We start from the raw sequence: 23530 nt of genomic DNA, 5'->3' as shown, positions 1-23530 counted from the left end.
GAACCTCGGGGAGATTGAAGAATGGCGCGAATGTAGGCCGCATCGCCCGTCAGGAAAATCTGTTTGTTTTGTACGGTGCGTATGGAAATTCCATACACTCTCCGGCCATGCGCGCCATCTCCCAGACCTTCCGCTGTTTCGACGAAGTGGCCCGCCGCGGCTCGGTGCGCAAGGCCGCCGAGGCGCTGCACCTCACGGCGGCCGCCGTGCACCAGCAGGTGCTCAACCTCGAGGAACAGGTGGGCACGCCGCTGTTCGACCGGCTGCCGCGCGGCATGCAGCTCACCACGGCCGGCGAGATCATGGTGGCCGCCGTGCGGCGTGGCCAGCGCGACTTCGACAACGCCCTGGCCCAGGTGGAAGACTTGCGGTCGCTGCGGCGCGGGCACATCAACCTGGCGGTGTCGCATTCGTCGGCCGAGCAGCTGGTGCCCGAGGTCATCGAGGCCGCCATGAAGCACTACCCCGGCGTGACCTACAGCGTGCGCTCGGGCAGCGGCGAGAACATCCTGAAGTGGGTGGCCAACGGCGAGTCGGACATCGGCTTCTGCCTGCGCCGCAAGCCGCCGCCCGGCGTGGAAGAGATCCGCGCGTTTCCGCAGCACCTGGGCCTGGTCACGCCGCCGGGCCATCCGCTCACGACGGCCAGCAAGCTGCCGCGGCTGCGCGACTGCCTCGACCATCCGCTGATCCTCATGACGCCCGACACCGAGCTGCGCGCCATGGTCGACCAGATCGACCACCGCGAGCACCGCAAGGTGCGCCCGCTGGTGGAGACCAGCTCGGTCGCGATGGTGCGGCGCCTGGTGGCCGGCGGCACCGGCATCGGCTTTCTCATTCCGGAGAACGTGGCCGAGGACGTGGAGCGCGGCACGCTGGTGTGGACCGGCCTGGCCGACGCGGGGGCGCGCTCGTTCAGCTGCCTCTACCAGCGCGCCGGCCAGACCACGGCGGTGGCCATGGGCATGTTCCTGCAGTTCCTGGAAGCCGCGCTGCTGGCCATCGAGAAGCGCTTCGAGCGGCAGGCGCCGCTGCCGTCGCTGAACGGCTTCGCGCAGTGAAAACGCCGGCGCGATACGATCATCGGACGAATTACGCGGCTTTTTTCCAGCCGCGACCGACCGACAGCAGCGAATGATCCAGCGCAAGACCCACCTCGACTCCCTCGCCATCGGCCTCCTGATCGCCTGCTGCGCGTTCTGGGGACTCCAGCAGATCCTCATCAAGACCACCGTGGCCGAGGTGCCGCCGATGTGGCAGGCCTCGATCCGCATGGTGGGCGCCACCGCGCTGCTGTGGCTGTGGTGCGTGTGGCGGCGCGTGCCGCTGTTCGAGCGCGACGGCACGCTGTGGCCGGGGCTGCTGGCCGGGCTGCTGTTCTCGGGCGAGTTCGCGGGCATCTACCTGGGGCTGCAGAACACCAGCGCGTCGCGGCTCACGGTGTTCCTCTACACCGCGCCGTTCTGGGTGTCGCTGCTGCTGCCGCGCTGGGTGCCGGCCGAGCGGCTGCGCGGCTTCCAGTGGCTGGGCCTGTTCATCGCGTTCTCGGGCGTGGTGCTGGCCTTCAGCGAGGGCTTCGGCCACATGAGTTCGTCGCAGCTGGTGGGCGACGCCATGGGCCTCGCGGCCGGCGCCTTGTGGGGCCTGACCACGCTCACGCTGCGCACCACCAAACTGGCCACGGCCAGCGCCGAGAAGACGCTGTTCTACCAGGTGGCGGTCACCGCGGCGATGTGCCCGCTACTGTCGCTGGCGCTCGGCGAGCACTGGGGCTTCGCCTATTCAGCCGGCGCCTGGACCTCCATCGGCCTGCAGACCGTGATCGGCGCCTTCGCGAGCTACCTCACCTGGATGTGGCTGCTGCGGCACTACCCGGCCACGCAGATGTCGTCCTTCACCTTCCTCACGCCGCTGTTCGCGCTGGTGTTCGGCGTGGTGGTGCTCAAGGAGCCGCTCACGGTGCAGCTGATCGTGGCGCTGATCGGCGTGGCGCTGGGCATCGTGCTGGTGAACCGGCGGCCTGCGGTACAACGCGCCGCATGAACGGCAACACCATGAACTTCCAGCCGGTGCTCGAAGAGATCGTCGCCACCCTCCGCCCGCAGATCGACCAGGGTTGCCCCGGCGGCACCGTGGCCAGCTACATCCCTGCGCTGGCGCGCATCGACGCGCGGCAGTTCGGCATCGCGCTGCGCACCTGCGAGGGCATCGAGGCAGGCGCGGGCGACTTCGAGACGCCCTTTTCCATCCAGAGCGTGTCCAAGCTCTTCACGCTCACGCTCGCCATGCAGCGCATGGGCGACGCGCTGTGGGAGCGCATCGGCCGCGAGCCCTCGGGCAATCCGTTCAACTCGCTGGTGCAGCTGGAAAACGAACAGGGCAAGCCGCGCAACCCGTTCATCAATGCCGGCGCCATCGCGGTGGCCGACCGGCTGGTGAGCCAGGCCAAGGCCGGCGGCGGCAGCGCCAAGGCCGACATCCTCGCGCTCATGGCCAACCTGTGCGGCGAGCCCATCGCCTTCGACGACGAGGTGGCGCAGTCCGAAGCCGACACGGGCTTTCGCAACTTCGCGCTGGCCAACTTCATGAAGAGCTTCGGCAAGATCGACAACGACGTCGCCACCGTGCTCGACACCTATTTCCACCAGTGCGCGCTGCGCATGAGCTGCCGCCAGCTGGCGCGCGCCGCCGCCTTCCTGTGCCGCGACGGCGCACACCCGGTCGAAGGCCAGCCCGAGATCACCGGCGAGCGGCAGACCCGCCGCATCAACGCGCTGATGCTCACCTGCGGCACCTACGACGCGGCCGGCGACGTGGCCTTCTCCATCGGCCTGCCCTGCAAGAGCGGCGTGGGCGGCGGCATCGTGGCCGTGGTGCCCGACAAGCTCACGCTGTGCGTCTGGTCGCCGGCGCTCGATGCCACCGGCAATTCGCTACTGGGCATGAAGGCGCTGGAGCTGTTCGTGGCGCGCACGGGGCTGTCGGTGTTCTGATTGACGTTGCCCCTCAGGCCGCGGCCGCCACCGGCGCCGTCGCCAGGCAGCCCATGCCCTCGAGCGATGCCTCGACCGCCTCGTCGAGCGGCGTGTGCGGCTCGCGGCCCAGCAAGGCCACCAGCTTCGCGTTGTCCATGCCCACGGGCGTTTGCCACAGGTAGCGCATCTCGCGCATTTCACGGAAGGTGGCGACGAAGGGCGAAGCCAGCGTCAGCAGCCACCACGGAAAGGCCGACACCCGCGCCTCGGTGCCGGTGCGGCGCATCACCGCCTTGCGGATGGCGCCGCTCATGCGCGTGCCGTCGGCGTCCCAGTGGCCGGCCATGTGGAAGCGCGCGAAGGGTTCGAGCCGGTCGCGCCGCGCCAGCAGCTCGACCATGGTGCGCGCCACGTCCGGCAGGTACGACCACTGGTGGCCGATGCCGGCGCGGCCAGGGTAGCTCACCGCCTTGACCGGCTGCCCCGCCTTCACCAGCCCCTGAGAGAACCAGTTGTTGCCGGCCCGGGGACCGAAGAAGTCACCGGCGCGCACGATCAGCACGCGGGCGCCCTCGCGGCTCGCGTCTTCGAGGCGCTTCTCCATCTCGACGCGGATCGCACCCTTGCGTGTGGCCGGATGCTGCGGCGATGTTTCGGCCAGCAGCGGAAAGGCGTCGGGGCCGAAGTTGTAGACCGTGCCGGGCAGTACGATGGTCGCGCCCTCGGCCTTGGCGGCGGCGATGGTGTTGTCGAGCATCGGCAGCACCAGCTGCGACCAGTTGCGGTAGCCCGGCGGGTTGACCGCATGCACGATGACCGCGCAGCCCCTCGCGGCCTGCCGCACGGCCTGCGCGTCCATCGCGTCGCCGGCCAGCCAGGTGATGCCGTCGCGCTTTCCTTCGCTCGCGCCGCGCTTCAGTGCGCGCACCTCCCAGCCCGCGTCGCGCAGCTGGCGGGCCACCTCGCCGCCGATGCCGCCCGTCGCGCCAAGGACCAGAACCGTGTTGTCGTTGCCGTGTGCCATGGAATGCTCCAGAACAGTTGTCGATGGATGAATTCTGGAACCGGGCCGGTTCGATTGGAATTACCGAACATGAGCCAGCAGCTATACATTTATGCATGACTTCGAACATCGGCTGGGAGCTCTACCGCTCCTTCCTCGGCGTGCTGCGCGAGGGTTCTCTCTCGGGCGCGGCGCGCGCGCTGGGCATCACCCAGCCCACGGCCGGACGCCACGTGGCGGCGCTCGAGGAAGCGCTGGGCGTGGTGCTTTTCACCCGCTCGCAGGTCGGCCTGCTGCCCACCGAAGTGGCGCTGGCGTTGCGCACGCATGCCGAGGCCATGGAAAGCACCGCCGCATCGCTGCAGCGCGCCGCCAGCAGCCAGGGCGAAGGCGTGCGCGGCGTGGTGCGGGTGTCGGCCAGCGAGGTGATCGGCGTCGAGGTGCTGCCGCCCATCGTGGCGCGGCTGCGCGAGGAGCATCCGGCGCTGAAGGTCGAGCTGGTGCTGACCAACCGCGTGCAGGACCTGCTGCGGCGCGAGGCCGACATCGCCGTGCGCATGGTGCGACCCCGGCAGGAGCAGCTGGTGGCGCGCCGCATCGGGAACATCGAGCTCGGCTTCCATGCGCACCGCGACTACCTCGCGCGCCACGGCACGCCGCGCCGGCTCGAGGAACTGGCCGGCCACGCGGTCATCGGCTACGACCAGCCCTCGGCCTTCGTGCGCAACGCGGGCAAGTCGCTGCCGGGCTACAGCCGCGACAGCTTCTCGCTGCGCACCGACAGCGACCTCGGGCAACTGGCGCTCATACGCGCCGGCGCGGGCATCGGCGTGTGCCAGGTCGGCCTGGCCCGGCGCACCGAGGCGCTGGTGCGGCTGATGCCGCGCGCCATGGCGCTCAAGCTCGACACCTGGGTCACCATGCACGAGGACCTGCGCAACAGCCCGCGCTGCCGCGCCGCCTTCGACGCATTGGCCGAGGGACTGCAACAGTACGTTGACGGCCAGGAAGACGCCGGCGCGCGGGGGAAAATGGCCCGCGCAAGCAAACAGGCCTCCGAATGACAGAACCATCGAACGAATCCGACACCCTCCCCCTGCAGGAAGCCCGCCTCTGGCGCGACGACACCTGGACCGCCCGCGTCATCAAGAACGAGGAAGACGACGGCTGGGCCGTCGAGATGACCCGCCACGGCGACCCCGAGCCGGCCCTGGTCGGCCCCTGGACCATGGGCCGCGACAAGAAGAACCCCAAGCCGCTGGACGGCCCCGCCTTCTCCACGCTGGTGAAGACCGCCGCCGAAGTGATCCGCCGCCACGAGCAGCAGCTGCACGCCACGCTCAACAAGAGCGTGACGGTCACCGCGCGCAACGACCAGCGCGTGCGCGTGGCGCTGGCCATCGTGCCCGACGAGGACAACCCCTCTGCCACGCTCAGCGCCTACGACGATGCCGACGACGCCGAGCTCGCCAGCGTGAGCGTGTCGCCCGCCTTCAGGCTCACGGCCGCAAGCGCCAGCGCATGGATCGAGTCGGGCTACGCGCGCCCGCGCTGAGCGCAAATAACACATGAATCGCGATCTCGCCAATTAGCGAAACAGCGTATGTTCATGCCGGGGTGAGTTGAGAAGAATCCGCCCCAACGAGCAATCGTTACCAGTCATACGACACCCGCTGCCAGTGCTGCCAGCGAGGCGTCGGGCAATAAAGCCCGAATCGGTTTCACCACCGGTTCGGGCTTTTTTGTTTTCTCGGCCGCAAGGAAACTTTTCGAAACGGATGCGCTGCATCCGGTGGCGAAGCCTTGCCCAAAGAAAACGCACTGGCAGCCGAACGCCCGTTTGCAGGGCCGCGCCGCGGGAGGAGACACCCAACGCGCGGTTCCGAAGGTCGGATCTTCCTGATGACTCGCACAAACACAAAGGAATTTGACATGACGAACGCTTTCAACCGCCGCCAGATCGTGAAGACCGGCGGCTCGATGATCGTGCTGGGCGCCGCGGGCGGCGTGGCCGGCATCGCATCGGCGCAGGACGGCGGCACCGTGAAACTCGGCCTGCTGCATTCGCTCTCGGGCACCATCGCCATCGCCGAGGCCTCGCTGGTCGATGCCGAGAAGCTCGCCATCGAGGAGATCAACGCAGCCGGCGGCGTGATGGGCAAGAAGATCGAGGCCGTGGTGGAAGACGGCGCCAGCGAGAACCCGGTGTTCGCCGAGAAGGCGCGCAAGCTGCTGGAGCGCGACAAGGTGGCCGCCATCATCGGCTGCTACACATCGGCCTCGCGCAAGGCGCTGCTGCCGGTGCTCAACCAGGCCAAGGGACTGCTGTTCTACCCGACCTACTACGAAGGCCAGGAGCAGGACAAGCGCGTGTTCTATCCCTCGCAGGAAGCCACGCAGTCGGTGATCGCGGCAGTGGAGTGGATGGCGCGCGAGAAGGGCAAGAGCTTCTTCCTGGTGGGCTCCGACTACATCTACCCGCGCACCTGCAACAAGATCGCCAAGCCCGCCATCGCCAAGGCCGGCGGCAAGGTGCTCGGCGAGGAGTACGCGCCGCTGGGCCACACAGAGTTCTCGTCGATCATCAACAAGATCAAGGCCGCCAAGCCCGACTGCATCTACAGCACCGTGGTGGGCGGCTCCAACGTGGCCTTCTACAAGCAGCTGCGCGCGGCGGGACTGGACGGCGCCAGGCAGGTGCTGCTGTCCACCGTGGTGTCGGAGAACGAGATCGACGGCATCGGCAAGGACAACGCGGCCGGCTACTACGCCTGCATGGGCTACTTCCAGAGCATCAAGTCGCCGGCCAACGAGAAGTTCGTGAAGGCCTTCAAGGCCAGGTACGGGCAGGACCGCGTGATCGGCGACCCGATGGAGGTGGCCTACAACAGCGTCTACCTGTGGAAGCTGGCGGTGGAGAAGGCCAAGTCCTTCGACGTCGACAAGGTCACGGCGGCAGCGGCGGGCGTGGAAATAGAAGCGCCCGAAGGCACGGTGCGCGTGCACGCCACCAACCACCATGTGTGGAAGAAGGTGCGCGTGGGCCGCGCCCGGCCCGACGGGCAGTTCGACATCGTGTGGGAATCGCCCCAGCTGGTCGAGCCCAACCCCTTCCCGAAGGTCTGAACGCGATGAACTTCGACATCGCGGTGATGCAGGTGTTCAACGGCGTGAGCCTGTTCACCATCCTGCTGCTGATGGCGATCGGGCTGGCCATCGTGTTCGGCCTGATGGGCGTCATCAACATGGCGCACGGCGAGCTGATGGCCCTGGGCGCCTACATGACCTACCTGGCCGCGCGCTTCTTCGAGCACTTCGCGCCGGGCTTCATGGACCTGTACCTGTTCGCCGCGATTCCGTTCGCGTTCGCGGTGACCTTCGCGTTCGGCTATGTGCTGGAGCGCGGCTTCATCCGCTTCTTCTACGACCGCCCGTTGGACACCCTGCTCGCGACCTGGGGCCTGAGCCTCATGCTGCAGCAGGCCTACCGCTCGATCTTCGGCGCGCAGGAGGTGAGCGTGCCGCTGGCCTCGTGGCTCGCCGGGGCTTGGGAGCCGACGCCGGGCATACAGCTGCCGCTCACGCGCATCTTCATCGTGGGGCTCACGGCCCTGGTCGCGACCGGCGTGTACCTGCTGCTGTACCGCACGCCGTGGGGGCTCAAGGTGCGCGCGGTGACGCAGAACCGCGCCATCGCCGGCGCGGTGGGCATCGACACGCACCGGGTGGACGCCATGACCTTCGCGCTGGGCTCCGGCCTGGCGGGCATCGCGGGCGCGGTGTTCACCATGATCGGCTCGACCAACCCGGGCACGGGGCAGCTCTACATCGTCGACTCGTTCATCGTGGTGGTGTTCGGCGGCGTGCAGAGCCTGGTGGGCACCGCGCTCTCGGGCTTCTCCATCGCGCAGTCGCAGACCTGGCTGGAGTACCTGATGAGCGGCTCCATGGCCAAGGCGACGATCCTGCTGCTGGTGATCGTGGTGCTGTACTTCCGGCCCAACGGGCTGTTCGCCACGCGGTCGAGGAGCTGAGGGCATGTTGTCGAAACTCTCTCTCCAACGCAGGCGCGACATCGGCGCGATGGCCGCGGTGCTCCTGCTGCTGGCCGTGGTGCTGCCTGCCGCACTCGATCCCTTCCGGCTCAACCTCGTGAGCAAATACCTGGCCTTCGCCTTCGTCGCGGTCGGCGTGGTGCTGACCTGGGGCTACGGCGGCGTGCTGAGCCTGGGCCAGGGCATGTTCTTCGGCCTGGGCGGCTACATGATGGCGATGTTCCTCAAGCTCGAAGCCTCGGCGCCCGAGCTGCCGGACTTCATGGTGTGGAGCAGCGTCGACCAGCTGCCTTCGTGGTGGGTTCCGTTCCACTCGCTGGGCTGGACCGTCGTGGGCATCCTCGCCGTTCCCGCGGTGCTGGCTTACGTGTTCTCCTACGCCATCTTCAAGCGGCGGGTGAGCGGCGTGTACTTCGCGATCGTCACGCTGTCGCTGGCGCTCACGCTCACCGTGGTGGTCATCGGCCAGCAGGGCGACACCGGCGGCGCCAACGGCATCACCGATTTCCGCACGCTGCTGGGCCTGGACATCGCGGGCGACGACGCCAAGCGCACGATGTATTTCGTCGAGGTGCTGGCGATCGCGCTGGTGATGGCGGTGTCGCTCGTCATCGTGCGCAGCCGCTTCGGCAAGATCCTCATCGCCATCCGCGACCGGGAAGACCGCGTGCGCTTCAGCGGCTACAACACGGCGCACATGAAGGCCTTCGTGTTCGCGGTGGCCGCGGTGCTGTCTTCCATCGGCGGGGCCTTCTACAGCCTGCAGGTGGGGTTGATCGCCCCGGGCGTGATCGGCGTGGTGGCCTCGGTGGAGATGGTGATCTACGCGGCGGTGGGCGGCCGGCTGTCGATACCGGGTGCTGTCGTCGGCGCGCTGCTGATCGGCTTTCTCAAGTCGTACCTGTCCGAGACCTTCCCGGAAGGCTGGCTGTACTTCCTGGGCGCCGTGTTCATCCTCGTGGTGTGGGCCATGCCCGAGGGGCTCGCGGGCCTGGGCGCGAGGCTGCTGCGCCGGCGCGGCGCGGAGGCCACGCCATGAACGCGACCATGACCATGCCCAACGGCGGCCTGCCGCAGGCCGCCTCGGCGGTGCCGCCTTCGAACGAGCAGATCCTGCGCGTCGAAGACCTGACCGTGTCCTTCGACGGCTTCAAGGCGGTGGACGGCCTGAGCCTTGCGGTCGAGCGCAACGAGCTGCGCGTGATCATCGGGCCGAACGGCGCGGGCAAGACCACGCTGCTCGACATGATCTGCGGCAAGACCCGCCCGAGCGCGGGCCGCGTGCTGTTCAACGGCCAGGACCTCGGCCGGCTGAACGAGTACGAGATCGTGCGTGCCGGCGTGGGCCGCAAGTTCCAGACGCCCTCGGTCTACGAAGACCTCACGGTGCTGGAGAACTTCGAGATCTCGCTGCCGCGCATGCACGGCCTGCTGCAGTCGCTGGCCTTTCGCCGTACGGCCGCGCTGCGCGAGCGCATCGACGCGATGGCGGCCGACGTGTTCCTGCTCGACCAGCTCGAGCGCCGCGCGGGCCAGCTCAGCCACGGCCAGAAGCAGTGGCTGGAGATCGGCATGCTGCTGATGCAGGAGCCCGAGCTTCTTCTGCTCGACGAGCCCGTGGCCGGCATGAGCCCGCGCGAGCGCGAGCAGACCGGCGACCTGCTGCGGCGCATCTCGGTGGGCAAATCGGTGGTGGTGATCGAGCACGACATGGACTTCGTCAAGCGCATCGCCCACCGCGTGACCGTGCTGCACCAGGGCCGGCTGCTGAGCGAGGGGACGGCCGCCGAAGTGCAGTCCGACCCGCGCGTGATCGACGTGTACCTGGGCCATTGAGCACAAGGAGAAACACAGATGCTCGAAGTCTCCGAACTCGACGTCGCCTATGGCGAGTCGCACGTCATCCGCGATGTGTCCCTGCGCGTCGCGCCCGGCGAGGCGGTGGCCATCATGGGCCGCAACGGAATGGGCAAGACCACGCTGCTGAAGTCGCTCATCGGCCTGCTGCCTGCGCGCGGCGGCAGCATCCGCCTGGGCGGCGCCGACATCACGAAGCTGCAGAGCTACCAGCGCGTGGCGCAGGGCCTGGCCTTCGTGCCGCAGGGGCGCATGGTGTTCCCGTTCCTCACGGTGGAGCAGAACATCCTCTCTGGCGCCGCGAAGTCCGGCCACCGCACGGTGCCCGACTACCTCTACCGCTTCTTCCCCGTGCTCAAGGACATGAAGCAGCGCAAGGCCGGCAACCTCTCGGGCGGCCAGCAGCAGATGCTGGCGATTGCGCGCGCGCTCATCTCCGAGCCCAAGCTGCTGATCCTCGACGAGCCGACCGAGGGCATCCAGCCTTCGATCATCAAGGAGATCGCGCAGACGCTGAACGTGCTGCGCGCCGAGCGCGGCTTCGCCATCGTGGTGTCGGAGCAGGTGCTGAGCTTCGCGCTCGACCTGGCCGACCGCTTTCTCGTCATCGACCGCGGGCGCCTCGTGCACGACGAGGCGCGCGCAACGCTCGACCAGGACAAGGTCAGGTCTTTCCTGACCGTGTGAGAGCCCTTCCCTTTTTTCTTCAACCCCTCTTTCAGGAGCAGCGTCATGAGACATGGTGATATTTCGAGCAGCAACGATTGCGTGGGTGTCGCGGTCGTCAACTACAAGATGCCCCGCCTGCACACCAAGGCCGAGGTGCTGGACAACGCCCGCAAGATCGGCGAGATGCTGGTCGGCATGAAGAAGGGCCTGCCGGGCATGGACCTGGTGGTGTTCCCCGAATATTCCACCCACGGGATCATGTACGACGCCAAGGAGATGTACGACACGGCCGCCACCGTGCCCGGCGAGGAAACCGCCATCTTCGCCGACGCCTGCCGCCGCGCCAACGTGTGGGGCGTGTTCTCGCTGACCGGCGAGCGCCACGAGGAGCATCCGAACAAGGCGCCCTACAACACGCTGATCCTCATGAACAACCAGGGCGAGATCGTCCAGAAGTACCGCAAGATCATGCCGTGGGTGCCCATCGAGGGCTGGTATCCGGGCGACTGCACCTACGTGAGCGAAGGCCCCAAGGGCATGAAGATCAGCCTGATCATCTGCGACGACGGCAACTACCCCGAGATCTGGCGCGACTGCGCGATGCGCGGCGCAGAACTCATCATCCGCTGCCAGGGCTACATGTACCCGGCCAAGGAGCAGCAGATCATGGTGTCGAAGGCCATGGCCTTCATGAACAACACCTACGTGGCGGTGGCCAACGCGGCGGGCTTCGACGGCGTGTACTCGTACTTCGGCCATTCCGCGCTCATCGGCTTCGACGGCCGCACGCTCGGCGAATGTGGCGAGGAAGAGATGGGCATCAACTACGCCGAGCTTTCCATGGGCCTGATCCGCGACGCGCGCAAGAACGGCCAGTCGCAGAACCACCTGTTCAAGCTGGTGCACCGCGGCTACACCGGCACCATCAACTCCGGCGACGGCGACAAGGGCGTGGCGGCCTGCCCGTACAACTTCTACACCCAGTGGATCAACGACCCCGAGGGCACGCGCGAGATGGTGGAGTCGTTCACGCGCAGCACGGTGGGCACGCCCGAATGCCCGATCGAGGGCATTCCGAACGAGCCGGCCAAGCACCGATGAACGCGGCGGTTCCCGATCCGCTGGCCGCCTACCGCATCGAGGCCGAGCCCTTTTACCGCCCCGCTGGCAACGAGGTGGCGCTCTACCGGCAGGCGTACCGCCACCGCATGCCGCTGATCCTGAAAGGCCCGACCGGCTGCGGCAAGACGCGCTTCGTGGAGCACATGGCGTGGTCGCTGGGCCGGCCGCTGGTGACGCTGGCCTGCAACGAGGACATGACGGCCTCGGACCTCGTCGGGCGCTACCTGCTCGACGCCAACGGCACCGCCTGGCACGACGGGCCGCTGACGCTGGCGGTGCGGCACGGCGGCATCTGCTATCTCGACGAAGTGGTGGAGGCGCGGCAGGACACCACGGTGGTGATCCACCCGCTGACGGATGCGCGGCGCATATTGCCGCTCGACAAGAAGGGCGAGCTGGTGCACGCGCACCCCGATTTCCAGCTGGTGGTGTCGTACAACCCCGGCTACCAGAGCAGCGCGAAGGACATGAAGCCATCGACGCGCCAGCGCTTCGCGGCGCTGGAGTTCGACTACCCCGGCAGCGCGCTGGAGGCGGAGATCGTCGCGCACGAGGCCGGTGTCGAGCCCGGGCTCGCCGCGAAACTGGTGGCCATCGCGCGCTGCTCGCGCGAGCTGAAGCACCGCGGGCTCGACGAAGGCGTGTCGACGCGCATGCTGATCTACGCGGGCGTGCTGATACGCGACGGCGTGACGCCGCGCGAGAGCTGCGAGATGACGATGACGCGCGCATTGACCGACGACCCCGACATGGCAAGCGCGCTGCAGGGCTTTGTCGAGGCACAGTTCGGATGAACGACGCGTACGGCGGCCTCGGTGCGCTGTCGCTGCTGGCGCGCGGCCTGGCGGGCGTCGATGTGGAAGTGCAGGCGCTGACTGGCGCGGGAACGCGCGCCGTGCTCACGGGCCGCAAGCTGCTGCTGCCCGAAGGCACCGGTGAGCCGAACCTGCGCCGCGCCATGGTCGCGCATGCGGTCGCGCACCTGCGACACTCGCGGCCCGCGCGCCCGGCACACGGGCTCAAGCCGATGGGCATCGCCGTGGTCTCGGCCATCGAGGACGCGCGTGTCGAGCGCCTGCTGTGGCGAGACTTCCCCGGCCTGCACGGCTGGTTCGCCGCATCGCTCCCGCCCGCGTCCGACCCGCTCGACCTGCGCTTCGCGGCGCTCGTCTCCCGGATGGACCGCCTGCTGCTGCTGCCCGACGCGATCGACGACAACCACTGGGTGAACAAGACACGCCGCCTGTTCGACGAGACCGTCGCCAGCGCGGGCCTGGAAGACTACGACGCCTTCCGCGTCATCGCGTCGATCCTCGCCAACGACCTGGGCCAGATGCGCGTGCGCTTCGAGCCCCAGCACTACGCCGTGCCCGCGCCCTGGCGCGACGACAACAGCTACCTGTGGGAATTCGCCGAGACGGAGACCGCACCCGACGAAGCCATCGCGCTGCAACAGGCAGGCGCACGGCCGCCACCGCCTTCCGATGCACCGGACGAAGGCAGCGGCCCGCCTACTTCCGATGCGGCGGACGACATCGAACTCGGCCGCTACACATACCCCGAATGGGACCGCAAGCTCGAGCGACTGCGCCCCGACTGGTGCACGGTGATCGAAAAGCTGCCGGCGTGGCAGGGCCTGCTGCCGGGGCGCGAGCAGGCCGCGCCCGGCAACGGGCGCATCGCCCCGCTCGCCTTGCCCCGCGCGCGCCACCTCGACCGCACGCACCGCCTGCGCCGCCAGTGGGAAGGCGACGACATCGACCTGAACGCGGCCATCGAAGTGCTGGTCGACCGGAGCCTTCGGCTGCGGCCCGATGCGCGGCTTTTCATGCGCCCGGGCAAGGGCCCGCGCCCGTCGAGCGTGCTGGTGCTGCTCGACCTGTCGGCCTCGGCCAACGACCCGGGGCCGCACGCAGCCTCGCTGCTCGACATCGAGAAGCAGGCCGCGCTGCTGCTGGCCGCGTCGAACGCGCGCGGCATCGACCGGCTGGCGATCCACGGCTTCTCGTCGAACACGCGCGCCGAGGTGTACTACTACCGCCTGCTCGAAGCCGGCCGTCCGCTCGACGCACCGACGAGCGCCATGATCGGCGCGCTGCGCGGGCGCTACTCGACCCGCATGGGCGCTGCGCTGCGCCACGCCGCCGCGCTGATGCAAGCCGAGCCGCCCGGCCAGCGCGCGGTGCTGCTGGTGACCGACGGCGCGCCTTCCGACATCGACGTGCACGATCCGCAATACCTGATCGAAGACGCCCGCCAGGCCGTCGCCGAGGCCCGCGACGCCGGCGTGCGCGCCGCCTGCATCGCGGTGGACGGGGCGGCCGACGCCTATGTGCGGCGCATCTTCGGCTGGCGCAACTATTGCATCGCCGACGACGCGCGCAGCCTGCCGGTGCGCCTCGCGCGCATGAGCGCACGCCTTGCCGCGGCCCACTGACTGAAGACTATGATGATTCGACACCCCAGGAGACTTCAGCGTGGCTGACAAGGACCCCATACGCGTCGGCATCCTCTATTCGGAAACCGGCGTCACATCGACCATCGGACTCTCGCAGCTGCAGGGCGCGTTGCTCGGCATCGAGGAGATCAACGCGGCAGGCGGCGTGGACGGCCGCGAGATCGTGGCGGTGCGCTACGACCCGCAGTCCAACCCCGCGCGCTACGCCCAGCTTGCGGAAAAGCTGATCGTGCAGGACCGCGTGAACGTGATCTTCGGCTGCTACATGTCGAGCAGCCGCAAGGCGGTGATACCGGTCATAGAGAAGTGGAACAAGCTGCTGTTCTACCCCACGCTGTACGAGGGCTTCGAGTACTCGGGCAACGTGATCTACACCGGCGCGGCGCCCAACCAGAACAGCGTGCAGCTGGCGGAGTTCATGACCACGAACTTCGGCGCGCGGGTGTACCTGATCGGCTCCGACTACATCTACCCCTACGAGTCGAACCGCATCATGGGCGAGCTGGTGATGCAGCGCCCCGGCAGCGAGAAGCTGGGCGAGCGCTACGTGGCGCTGGACGCCGGCGAGCGAGACTACCGGGCCATCATGGACGACATCCGCGACAAGCGGCCCGACTTCATCTTCTCGACGGTGGTGGGCGACTCCACCGCGAGCCTGTACCGCGCGTATGCCGAGGCGGGCTTCGACCCGAAGACGATGCCGATCGCCAGCCTCACGACTTCGGAGGCGGAGATCTCTCAGATGGGCCACGGCGTGGCGACGGGGCATTTCACGGCGGCGCCGTATTTCCAGTCGATCGACTCGGCCGCGAACCGGCGCTGCCTGGCGATGCTGCGCGCGCGCTTCGGCGACGGCTGCGTGCCCAACCTGTGCTGGGAGGCTTCGTATTTCCAGATGCACATTTTTGCGAACGCCTACCGGCAGGCGGGGAGCGACGGCATCGCGGAGATTCTTCCGTACATCCTGGGCAGCGAGTTCGATGCGCCGCAGGGGCTGGTGAAGATCGACCCGGCCAACCATCACACATGCCTGTACCCACGCATCGGGCGGGTCGACGCGCACGGGCAGTTCACCATCGTGCGGCAGGCGACGCGGGCGGTGTACCCGGATCCTTATCTGGTCACCCACTCGCTGGGCGACTGGACGGCCAAGCTGGATACGCTGGAGATCTAGGATGAACTTCAGTTCCTCCATTTGTTGCTCCAGGAGGCATTCGGGGCGCGCTCACGCCGACGGGGTACCTTGCTCCGCGAATGTCCCCCGGCCTGCGGCCTCCTCCTTTATTTCGCTGCGCAAGGCACCCCATCGGCGTGATCGTCGGACAGAGCGCTGGTTGATCAACTGCGAACCAGCAGCGTGCCCTGTGCACAGGACACCGGGTGCTCCCCGCAGCGAAATAAAGGAGGAGGGGCGCAGCCCCGGGGGACATTCGCGGAGGGGAGCACCCGGCGGCCTGTGCACACACCCCGAACAAAAGAAGGCCTGAAAGTGGAAGGCACAGCCCCCAAACGGCACACCCTGCGCGTCACGCCGCCGCAGCTGAAAGAGCTGCGCCTGCTGAAGATCGCCGTGATCCACCCCGACGACAACGACGGCCGCCAACTCACGCAACAGCTGCAACGCATCGGCTGCCAGGTGCAGGCCTTCTGGCCGCCCGTGCAAGTCCTGCCCGAAGGCATCGACGTCGCCTTCATGGCGGTGCAGCCCGACTTCATCAACATGCGCTTCGAATGGACCAAGAGCGAAGACGCGCCGGCCATCATCGCGGTCGTCACCTACGAGAACCCGACCATCATCGAGGCCGTGCTGGAAATCGGCGCCAAGGCAGTTTTGCCTTCGCCGGTGCGTTCGTTCGGTCTGTTCTCGGCGCTGGTGGTGGCGCGCGAGGCGCACAAGGAGGCACGCTCGCTCGCCAAGCGGCTGCGCAAGGTCGAAGCCAAGCTGCTGGGCCAGCGCCGCATCGCCGAAGCCAAGGCCATCCTCATGAAGACGCACGACGTGTCCGAGGGCCAGGCCTACGACCTGATCCGCGACCAGGCCATGAGCAAGCGCACCACCACCGAAGAAATAGCGACCGCCATCGTCAACGCCAACGAGATCCTCTCGCTGGGCATGCGCCCCAAGCCCGACGCGGGCTGATCCACCAGGTTCGGCTCAGGCCTGGCGGAAGGCCGTCAGCACCTTCAGCACGCTCAGCGTGGCGCCGTCGAGCGCCGCGTGCTGGCGGTGCGCGATGCCCACGCGCCGCGTGAGCCTGGGGCTCACCGGCAGGATCTGCATGCGGTCGCCGCGCACGTTGTCGGTGCTCTGCTGCAGCGGCAGCAACGCCGCGCCATAGCCGGCCGCCACCAGGCTGCGGATGGCGGCGTCGTAGTTGAGCTCGATGCGCGCACGCGGCGCAAAACCCGCCTCGGCAAACCACTCCATCGTGAGCCGGTACATGTGCGTGGTGGCTTCGTTGAAGATCAGCGGCTGCGCCGCCAGCCAGGCCGGCGTGACGCGCTTCGGCGCCTTCCAGCGCGGGGGCACGAAGGCCATCATGGGCTGTTCGCACCACGGCGTGACGACGATGCCGCGCACCGGCGGCTGCGGAATCGCGACCAGCCCGATGTCGAGCGTGCCGGCGGCCAGCCGCTCCATGGCCTCGTAGGAGCCGCGGATGCTCACCTCCACGTCGATGCCCGAATGCTCCGCGCCCAGCGCCTCCAGCACCTGCGGCAGCAGGTCGACCAGCACGCCGGTGGAGGTGCCCAGCCGCACCCGGCCGGTGCGGCCCTCGGCCTGGCGCTTGACGGCTTCCACGGCGTCGTCGGTGTCGCGCAGCAGCTTGCGCCCGCGCTCGACCAATGCGGCGCCGGCGGCGGTCGGCGTGATGCGGCGGTTGCCGCGCACCACCAGCGGCGCCTCCAGCCGCGACTCGAGTTCGCTGATGTGCAGGCTCACCGTCGGCTGCGCCAGGTGCAGCGCCTTGGCCGCGGCCGAAAAGGTGCCGAGGTCGACGATGGCGATGAGGGTGCGCAGTTGGTCGAGGTTGAGTTGTCGCATCGGGTCGCCGTGTTGGGGGTGAAAGATCGCGCCATCAGCAAAGCTGATTGCAAGCCTCAGGATTCTCAACTTCCACAATATCACGCACCACCGGAAGATGAGCGCTCCCAACCAAGGAGCCCATCGTGACCGCGCCGAAGCCATCGACCTTTCATCAACGCCTGATCCATGCCCTGCGCGGCTGGCGCCGCCGCGTGGTGAATCGCCGCCGCGCGCGCGCCGACATGCGGCACCTGGCCGGCATGAGCGAGCACGAGCTGCGTGACCTGGGCATCGGGCGCAGCGAAGTGCCGGAGCTGCTGGACCGCCACCGCTACTGAGCCTCTGCGGCGTTTTTTCTTCAGGTATCGCGCCGGTTTTGAGGTTCAATCCGGGGCGTGCCCAAGCCCTCTCTTCTCTCCATCGAACTCACTTCGCCGCAGTCGGTCAATGGCCGGCGCGCGGCTTTCCAGTCGCTCTGGCTGCTGGTGCGCATGCAGCACGCCCACGAAGCCGGCACCGGCGTCGTGCGGCTGGCCGACATGCGCGGCGAAGTCTCCGACGCCAGCACGCTGCGCATGGTCGTGAGCCGCGCGTTCCGCGACTTCAAGGCCTGGAACATCGAGGTCGGCTGGGGCGAAGACACGCTGCGCGAGCCGCGCTTCCTGAATGCCGAGCGGCGCAGCCAGGGCCCGTTCTGGCTGCCGGCCGCCGAAGCCAGGCGCGTGCGCGTGCTGGTGGAAGGCCGCGCGGCCACCGCCGCCGAGGTGGCGTCGTTCCTCGGATTGCGCGCGCGCAAGTCGCAGGCCCCGGCCGGCTCGCCGCCGCCCGACGCGGTGCACCTGCAGGACGCGGCTTTCTGGAAGCAGCTGGTCGCCTCCCAGCAGGCGGCGCGGCAGGGCCGGCTGATGGCGCCGGTGGCCGGCATGAACGCCCGCGATGCGAGTGCCAGCGGCCAGCCGGCCAGCGCGCTCGAATCGATACGCCTGGCCGGCACGCTGGCCGCCACCGATTTCCAGCGCGCGCTGGTCACGCTCAACGAGGCCATGCTGTGGCGCCGGCTCGGCGACAACGAGCAGGCGCGGCGCAGGCTGCAGGCGCTGAAGAAGCAGCGGCTGGCGCATCATGTGGCGGGCAACGACTACCTCGGCGCGATGGAATGCATCGTCGCCGCATGGTGCGCCTACACCGCGCGCGACCTGCCGCTGGCGCAGTCGCTGCTGGGCGGCATGGCCGACGACGCAGCGCGCGGACTGGTGCTGCGGCATCACCCGGACGTGCGCTTCGAGTGGTGCAACCTGTGGGCGCTGGTGTGCCGCTCGCGCGCGCTCGGGCTCTCGGCCGACGACAAGCCGGCCGCCGCGGCGCTCGCCGAGGAATCGCTGCGCCGCTTCGGCGAGGCGCTGGCGGCGGCGTTCGAGTCGCATTCCTTCGACGCGGCGCAGCACGTGGCCGCCAACATGGGCATGGCCGCATGGCTGTTCGACCGCGTGGGCCTGTCGGACCTGCCCGCGCTCGCGCAGGACGGCAACACCGACACCACCCGCCGCGCGGTGCAGTGGATCGCCTTCTCCGAATGGCTGTGCGGCCATACCGACGGCCAGGGCCGCTCGGCGTGGAACGCGATCTACCTGATGCGCATCGCGCGCGGCCACTGCCGGCCCGAGAAGCAGCCCACGCTCGCGCAGTTCCGCGCGCAGAAGCCGCTCGACCCGGCCGCCATGTCGAAGCTCGCGGGCCCGCTGGCCGATGCCTTCGACGCGACGAACTGGCCCGCGCGCTGGGTGCAGGTGGCGCAGGCGCGGCTGGCCGACCACCAGGCCGGCCGCCGCCGCTACCCGGGCCTGCAGCATTGCAGCCTGCTGTTCGAGCACGCCTGGTACGCCGCGCATGCCGGCGAACTCAAGGCCGCGGAGCAATCGCTCGCCCTGCTGCGCGAGGCGCTGCCGCAGCTGGTGCCGAGCGACCGCGCCTACTTCACCGAATCGTGGAACGACACGCTGCCGGCCGAACTGGTGCTGGAGGCAAAGCCGCCGCGCCGGCCGGCTGCACGAAAGAAAAACGCGTCCTAGACTTCGGGGTCCGACCATGCCCGACAACTCCCACGAACCCATCGACCTGGCCGCGCACCGCGAGCGCCGCGCCCGTCAGCAGCAACAGCGTGCCGCGGAGCAGGCCGCGCGCGACGCGGCCTCACCGTCCGCGTCCGCGTCCGAACCGGGCCCCGGCGAAGTGCCCTGCATCCGCTGCGGCGAGCCGATCTTCGGCTACGTGCTGCGCTGCCCCTACTGCGGCGTGCATTTCAGCGGCCGTGCCGAAGACTTCGCGCCCAGGGAAGGCATGTCGCGGCGAACGAAGGCGCTGGTCGTGCTGGTTGCCGTGGCGCTGCTGCTGGCAGGCCTGAGCGACGACATCGCCGCCCTGTGGTGGCGCATGAAGTGAGTCGCTTCGCCGCCCGTTAGCGCGGTGCGGCGGTCGACTGGCGCACCACCAGTTCCGGGCGCAGCACCACGGTCGATGCCGACATCGATCGGCCGTCGATCTCATCGAACAGCATCTCCGCCGCGCGCCAGCCCAGTTCGCGGTGCGGCAGGCGGATGGTGGTGAGCGGCGGGTCGACCATGTCGACCAGCGGCATGTCGTTGTGGCCGGTGATGGAAATGTCCTTGGGAACACGCAGGCCGGCCGCGCGCAGCGCGTCGTAGGCGCCCAGCGCGACGAGGTCGTTGCAGCACACCACCGCCTGCGGGGCCGCGCCGGCATCGAGCATCTGCTTCATGGCCAGCGCGCCGGCCTCACGGCTGTAGCTCGCGCACTCGACCACGCGGAAGGGCTTCATGCGGTGGTCGCGCAGGGCCTGCTCCACGCCCAGCCGCCGGCCAACGCCGGTCGGGATGGTCTGCGGCCCCGCCAGGTGCGCGATGCGCTTGTGGCCGAGCGCCACCAGGTGATCGACCGCGAGCTTCATCGCCAGCCGGTCGTCGCTGACCACGGCCGGCAGGCGGCCGGTCTCGTCGGCGCGGTTGACCAGCACGGCCGTCATGCCGGCCTTGGCGACGAAATCGACCAGCGGGTCGTCGCGCGTGGCGGTGGCCATGACCACGCCGTCGACGCGCTGCGCGAGCATGCGCTCGAGCACCGGCCGCGCCAGCGCCGGGTCGGCCACGTTGGTGACGAACACGAAGTACCCGCGCGCCGCCGCGCTGGCCTCGATGCCCTGCAGGATCGGCGGGAACACCGCGTTGGTGATGTCGGGCACCAGCACGCCGATGGTGTGCGTGCGGCCCGTGCGCAATGCCGAGGCCGCGCGGTTGGGCCGGTAGCCCAGGCGCTGCGCCGCCTCCTCGACCACGCGCAGCACCTCGTCGCTGATGAGCGACCGCTTCTCGGGGCTGAGCGCACGCGAGACGGTGGACACATGCACGCCGGCGGCACGCGCGACGTCGCGGATGGTGACTGTGCCGGAAGAAGGTGCAGAAGGCGGGCTGGTGCTCATTGGTGCAAACGATTGTCGCGAAGGCGGCCGGCCTCGGGTGTCAATGCTTCCCTCAGGGTCTGCCTGAAACCTCCATTTTACTTTTCGGCAAATCTGGCTAATATCGTGCAAACGATTGCACAAATCCACCATGAACATCGCCACCTCCCCCGACTCGGTGCTGGGCCATGTGCTCGACGCCATGAAGCACACGCCCGACCCGCGGCTTCGCACAGTGATGGAAGCGGTCACGCGCCACCTGCACGCGCTGGTGCAGGAAGTGAAACTGACGGAAGACGAGTTCGAGCAGGCGCTCGAATTCATCGTCGCCATCGGCCATGCCACGGGCGAGACCAAGAACGAAGTGGTGCTGGCGGCGGACATCCTGGGTGTGTCGACCGTGGTCGCGCTGCAGAACAACCAGGACCCGCACGGCGAATCGCCGGCCGCGCTGCTCGGGCCGTTCTGGCGGGCGAACGCGCCGGCCTGCGCGCCGGGCGACAACATCGCGCGCTCGGGCACGCCCGGCACGCCGCTCGAAGTGACAGGCACGGTGCGTGACCAAGAGGGCCGGCCGGTGGCCGGCGCCACGGTCGACGTCTGGCAGGCCTCGCCCGTCGGCCTCTATGAAAACCAGGACCCGTCGCAGGAGGACATGAACCTGCGCGGCCGCTTCACCACCGACGCCGAAGGGCGCTTCCATTTCCGCAGCGTGCGCCCGGCCGGCTACCCGGTGCCGACCGACGGGCCCTGCGGCGTGCTGCTGCGCGCGCAGCAGCGCCACCCCAACCGCCCCGCGCACCTGCACTTCATGGTGAGCAAGCCCGGCCACAAGGTGCTGATCACGCAGGTCTTCGCGGACGACGACGAGAACCTGGAAAGCGACCCGACCTTCGGCGTGACGCGCAGGCTGATCGGGCGCTTCGCGCTGGCGCCCGATGGCAAGAGCGCGTCGATGCACCACGACTTCGAACTCGAACCCGGCGAAATGAAATTCCCGCGCCCCCCGATTCCCTGAACCAACTCCCCCTATCGATATGAGCTTCGATCCTGTCTCCAGACTCGACGGCAAGGTCGCCGTCATCACCGGCGGCCTGGGCGCCATCGGCTATGCCACGGCCACGCGCCTGGCCGCGCTCGGCGCCACCTGCGTGCTGCTGCACCGCAAGGGCGACGACGCGGCGGCGCGCGCGGCCGCCCTGCCCTCGGCCAACGGCCAGCGCCATGCGGCGATCCGCGCCGACATCGCCGACTCGGCGAGCCTCGTGGCCGCCGCGGCCGAGGTGCAGGACACGCACGGGCGCTGCGACATCCTCGTCAACAGCGCGGGTCACACGCAGCCGGTGCCGGCCGCCGACTTGGACGCGCTGACCGATGAGCTCATCGACGACATCGTGCGCGCCAACTTCCGCGGCGTGTTCGCCACCATCCGCGCCTTCGCGCCGATGCTCAAGGCCAGCGGCGACGCGCTGGTGGCCAACATCTCGTCCATCGCGGGCTTCACGGGCGTGGGCAGCAACCTCGCCTACGTGGCGGCCAAGGCCGGGCTCGACGTGGTCGGCGACGCGCTGGCCAAGGCGCTGGCACCTGCCGTGCGCGTGGTGTCGGTGTCGCCGGGCGCGGTGGAGTCGGGCTTCGTGCCCGGGCGCGGCGCGGAGTTCGCCAGCAAGATGGCCAGCACCACGCCGCTCGGCCGCATCGGCAAGCCAGACGACGTGGCGGCCACGGTCGAGGCGCTGGCCACCACCATGCGCTTCGTCACGGGCACGCGCATCGTGGTCGACGGAGGGCGCCACCTGTGAGCGCCGCCAAGACACTCATCACCTGCGCCGTCACGGGCAACCTCGTGAAGCCGGAGCAGACGCCGCACCTGCCGATCACGCCGGTGCAGATCGCCGACGAATGCCTGGCCGCCGCCGAGGCCGGCGCGGCCCAGGTGCACATCCATGTGCGCCATCCGGAAACCGGCAAGCCGTCGATGGAGGTGGAGCTGTACCGCGAGGTGGTGGACCGCATCCGCCGCGGCAACCGCGAGCTGATCATCAACCTCACGACCGGCCCGGGCGGGCGCTTCATCCCGAGCGAGGACGACCCGAAGATCGCCGCGCCCGGCACCACGCTGCTGCCGCCGGAGAAGCGCGTGGAGCACATCGCGCTCATCAGGCCCGACGTGTGTTCGCTCGACCTGAACACCATGAACTCCGGCCCCGACGTTGTCATCAACACGCCGAGGAACGTGCGCCGCATGGCGAAGGTGATGCGCGAGGCGGGCGTGAAGCCGGAGCTGGAAATCTTCGATTCGGGCGACATCAACCTGGCGCTGGACCTGATCGCGGACGGCACGCTCGACGGCCCGGCCATGTGGACCTTCGTGCTCGGCGTGAAGTACGGCTTTGCGCCCACGCCCGAGACGCTGCTCTACGCGCGCAACATGCTGCCGCGCGGCGCCTTCTGGAGCGCCTTCGGCATCGGCCGCATGGAGTTCCCGATCGTCGCGCAGTCGTGGCTGCTGGGCGGCCATGTGCGCGTGGGCATGGAAGACAACATCTACCTCGAGAAAGGCGTGCTCGCCGAGAGCAACGCACAACTGGTGGCGAAGGCGCGCGACATCCTCGTGAGCCTTGGTGGCGAAGTGGCCAACCCGCGTGAGGCGCGCGCGATGCTGGGGCTTTCGAATGCCTGAGGTACGTTGTTCGGGGGGCGATCACGCCGACGGGGTGCCTTGCTCCGCGAATGTCCTCCGGCCTGCGGCCTCCCCCTTTATTTCGCTGCGCAAGGCACCCCGCCAGCGTGATCGTTGGACAGAGCGCAGGTTGATCGGCCGAGCACCAGCAGCGTGCCCTGTGCACAGGGCGTCGGGTGCTCCCCGCAGCGAAATAAAGGAGGAGGGG

24 protein-coding genes are annotated in these 23530 nt (G+C 68.8%); 21 read left to right on the top strand and 3 right to left on the bottom strand.

Annotated elements, in window-relative coordinates; genetic code table 11:
• Positions 1-107 precede the first annotated feature (107 nt).
• From AC1RVW_RS26535 to AC1RVW_RS26525, 3 genes are all read left to right on the top strand, one after another.
• On the top strand, positions 108-1061 hold the full coding sequence (locus AC1RVW_RS26535) for a LysR family transcriptional regulator (RefSeq protein ID WP_081267366.1): 954 nt from the start codon (positions 108-110) through the stop codon (positions 1059-1061).
• 73 nt (positions 1062-1134) lie between these two features.
• The gene (locus AC1RVW_RS26530) at positions 1135-2043 is read left to right on the top strand and encodes a DMT family transporter (protein ID WP_081267365.1); all 909 of its coding nucleotides are present in this window, start codon (positions 1135-1137) and stop codon (positions 2041-2043) included.
• Complete coding sequence (locus tag AC1RVW_RS26525) at positions 2040-2993, top strand: glutaminase (protein WP_493203582.1); 954 nt, start codon at positions 2040-2042, stop codon at positions 2991-2993. The genes AC1RVW_RS26530 and AC1RVW_RS26525 overlap by 4 nt, the downstream gene beginning before the upstream one ends.
• 13 nt (positions 2994-3006) lie before the next feature.
• Here the strand turns inward: AC1RVW_RS26525 and AC1RVW_RS26520 are convergent, their stop codons facing one another.
• Positions 3007-3999: an SDR family oxidoreductase gene (locus AC1RVW_RS26520; protein ID WP_493203580.1), complete on the bottom strand. Its 993-nt coding sequence runs from the start codon at positions 3997-3999 to the stop codon at positions 3007-3009.
• Positions 4000-4094: 95 nt separating this feature from the next.
• Here AC1RVW_RS26520 and AC1RVW_RS26515 point away from each other — a divergent pair, with 95 nt between their 5' ends.
• The 12 genes from AC1RVW_RS26515 to AC1RVW_RS26460 all read left to right on the top strand — a co-directional run bounded on the left by AC1RVW_RS26515 (position 4095) and on the right by AC1RVW_RS26460 (position 16279).
• Positions 4095-5042: a LysR family transcriptional regulator gene (locus tag AC1RVW_RS26515; protein ID WP_081267363.1), complete on the top strand. Its 948-nt coding sequence runs from the start codon at positions 4095-4097 to the stop codon at positions 5040-5042.
• Positions 5039-5533, top strand: a complete 495-nt coding sequence (locus AC1RVW_RS26510) for a hypothetical protein (RefSeq protein ID WP_081267362.1) — start codon at positions 5039-5041, stop codon at positions 5531-5533. The genes AC1RVW_RS26515 and AC1RVW_RS26510 overlap by 4 nt, the downstream gene beginning before the upstream one ends.
• Positions 5534-5910: 377 nt before the next feature.
• Positions 5911-7104, top strand: a complete 1194-nt coding sequence (urtA, locus tag AC1RVW_RS26505; RefSeq protein ID WP_493203577.1) for an urea ABC transporter substrate-binding protein — start codon at positions 5911-5913, stop codon at positions 7102-7104.
• Between the two features lie 5 nt (positions 7105-7109).
• Entirely contained in the window at positions 7110-8012 is a 903-nt protein-coding gene (urtB, locus tag AC1RVW_RS26500; RefSeq protein ID WP_106936193.1) for an urea ABC transporter permease subunit UrtB, read from the top strand.
• A 4-nt stretch (positions 8013-8016) separates the two neighbouring features.
• Complete coding sequence (urtC, locus tag AC1RVW_RS26495; RefSeq protein ID WP_493203576.1) at positions 8017-9072, top strand: urea ABC transporter permease subunit UrtC; 1056 nt, start codon at positions 8017-8019, stop codon at positions 9070-9072.
• A gap of 14 nt (positions 9073-9086) precedes the next feature.
• Complete coding sequence (gene urtD / locus AC1RVW_RS26490; RefSeq protein ID WP_106937606.1) at positions 9087-9869, top strand: urea ABC transporter ATP-binding protein UrtD; 783 nt, start codon at positions 9087-9089, stop codon at positions 9867-9869.
• A gap of 18 nt (positions 9870-9887) precedes the next feature.
• Positions 9888-10577, top strand: a complete 690-nt coding sequence (urtE, locus tag AC1RVW_RS26485) for an urea ABC transporter ATP-binding subunit UrtE (RefSeq protein ID WP_493203574.1) — start codon at positions 9888-9890, stop codon at positions 10575-10577.
• 45 nt (positions 10578-10622) lie between these two features.
• Positions 10623-11660, top strand: a complete 1038-nt coding sequence (locus AC1RVW_RS26480; RefSeq protein WP_081267356.1) for an aliphatic amidase — start codon at positions 10623-10625, stop codon at positions 11658-11660.
• Positions 11657-12475 (top strand): CbbQ/NirQ/NorQ/GpvN family protein, encoded by an 819-nt coding sequence (locus AC1RVW_RS26475; protein WP_493203572.1) that lies wholly within the window; start codon positions 11657-11659, stop codon positions 12473-12475. The genes AC1RVW_RS26480 and AC1RVW_RS26475 overlap by 4 nt, the downstream gene beginning before the upstream one ends.
• Positions 12472-14118, top strand: a complete 1647-nt coding sequence (locus AC1RVW_RS26470; protein WP_493203570.1) for a nitric oxide reductase activation protein NorD — start codon at positions 12472-12474, stop codon at positions 14116-14118. Before AC1RVW_RS26475 ends, AC1RVW_RS26470 begins: the two co-directional genes overlap by 4 nt.
• A 40-nt stretch (positions 14119-14158) precedes the next feature.
• Positions 14159-15313 (top strand): transporter substrate-binding domain-containing protein, encoded by a 1155-nt coding sequence (locus AC1RVW_RS26465; protein WP_081267353.1) that lies wholly within the window; start codon positions 14159-14161, stop codon positions 15311-15313.
• A gap of 315 nt (positions 15314-15628) precedes the next feature.
• Positions 15629-16279 carry an ANTAR domain-containing response regulator gene (locus AC1RVW_RS26460; RefSeq protein WP_172839817.1) on the top strand — a complete coding sequence of 217 codons (651 nt, stop codon included), beginning with the start codon at positions 15629-15631 and terminating at the stop codon, positions 16277-16279.
• 15 nt (positions 16280-16294) lie between these two features.
• Here AC1RVW_RS26460 and AC1RVW_RS26455 read toward each other — a convergent pair whose 3' ends face one another.
• Entirely contained in the window at positions 16295-17185 is an 891-nt protein-coding gene (locus tag AC1RVW_RS26455) for a LysR family transcriptional regulator (RefSeq protein ID WP_081267351.1), read from the bottom strand.
• 125 nt (positions 17186-17310) lie between these two features.
• Between AC1RVW_RS26455 and AC1RVW_RS26450 the strand changes: the two genes are divergently transcribed.
• From AC1RVW_RS26450 to AC1RVW_RS26440, 3 genes are read left to right on the top strand one after another with little or no spacing between them, the layout of a single operon-like run.
• Positions 17311-17505, top strand: coding sequence for a YjiS-like domain-containing protein (locus tag AC1RVW_RS26450; protein WP_081267350.1), 195 nt, complete (start codon positions 17311-17313; stop codon positions 17503-17505).
• 57 nt (positions 17506-17562) lie between these two features.
• On the top strand, positions 17563-19236 hold the full coding sequence (locus tag AC1RVW_RS26445; RefSeq protein WP_493203567.1) for a hypothetical protein: 1674 nt from the start codon (positions 17563-17565) through the stop codon (positions 19234-19236).
• 16 nt (positions 19237-19252) lie between these two features.
• Positions 19253-19606 carry a hypothetical protein gene (locus tag AC1RVW_RS26440; protein ID WP_493203565.1) on the top strand — a complete coding sequence of 118 codons (354 nt, stop codon included), beginning with the start codon at positions 19253-19255 and terminating at the stop codon, positions 19604-19606.
• Between the two features lie 16 nt (positions 19607-19622).
• Here the strand turns inward: AC1RVW_RS26440 and AC1RVW_RS26435 are convergent, their stop codons facing one another.
• Positions 19623-20660 (bottom strand): LacI family DNA-binding transcriptional regulator, encoded by a 1038-nt coding sequence (locus tag AC1RVW_RS26435; RefSeq protein WP_493203563.1) that lies wholly within the window; start codon positions 20658-20660, stop codon positions 19623-19625.
• Positions 20661-20790: 130 nt separating this feature from the next.
• On the opposite strand from AC1RVW_RS26435, the gene AC1RVW_RS26430 reads away from it, so the two are divergent.
• The 3 genes from AC1RVW_RS26430 to AC1RVW_RS26420 are packed head-to-tail and all read left to right on the top strand — an operon-like array spanning position 20791 to position 23322.
• Positions 20791-21657 carry a dioxygenase family protein gene (locus tag AC1RVW_RS26430; protein ID WP_106936199.1) on the top strand — a complete coding sequence of 289 codons (867 nt, stop codon included), beginning with the start codon at positions 20791-20793 and terminating at the stop codon, positions 21655-21657.
• A 19-nt stretch (positions 21658-21676) separates the two neighbouring features.
• The gene (locus AC1RVW_RS26425; RefSeq protein WP_493203561.1) at positions 21677-22441 is read left to right on the top strand and encodes an SDR family NAD(P)-dependent oxidoreductase; all 765 of its coding nucleotides are present in this window, start codon (positions 21677-21679) and stop codon (positions 22439-22441) included.
• The gene (locus AC1RVW_RS26420) at positions 22438-23322 is read left to right on the top strand and encodes a beta-keto acid cleavage family enzyme (protein ID WP_285415020.1); all 885 of its coding nucleotides are present in this window, start codon (positions 22438-22440) and stop codon (positions 23320-23322) included. Before AC1RVW_RS26425 ends, AC1RVW_RS26420 begins: the two co-directional genes overlap by 4 nt.
• Positions 23323-23530 lie beyond the last annotated feature (208 nt).

The organism is Variovorax sp. MPBD4-3, assembly GCF_058809745.1.
This window is presented reverse-complemented; position numbering and strand designations above follow the sequence as displayed.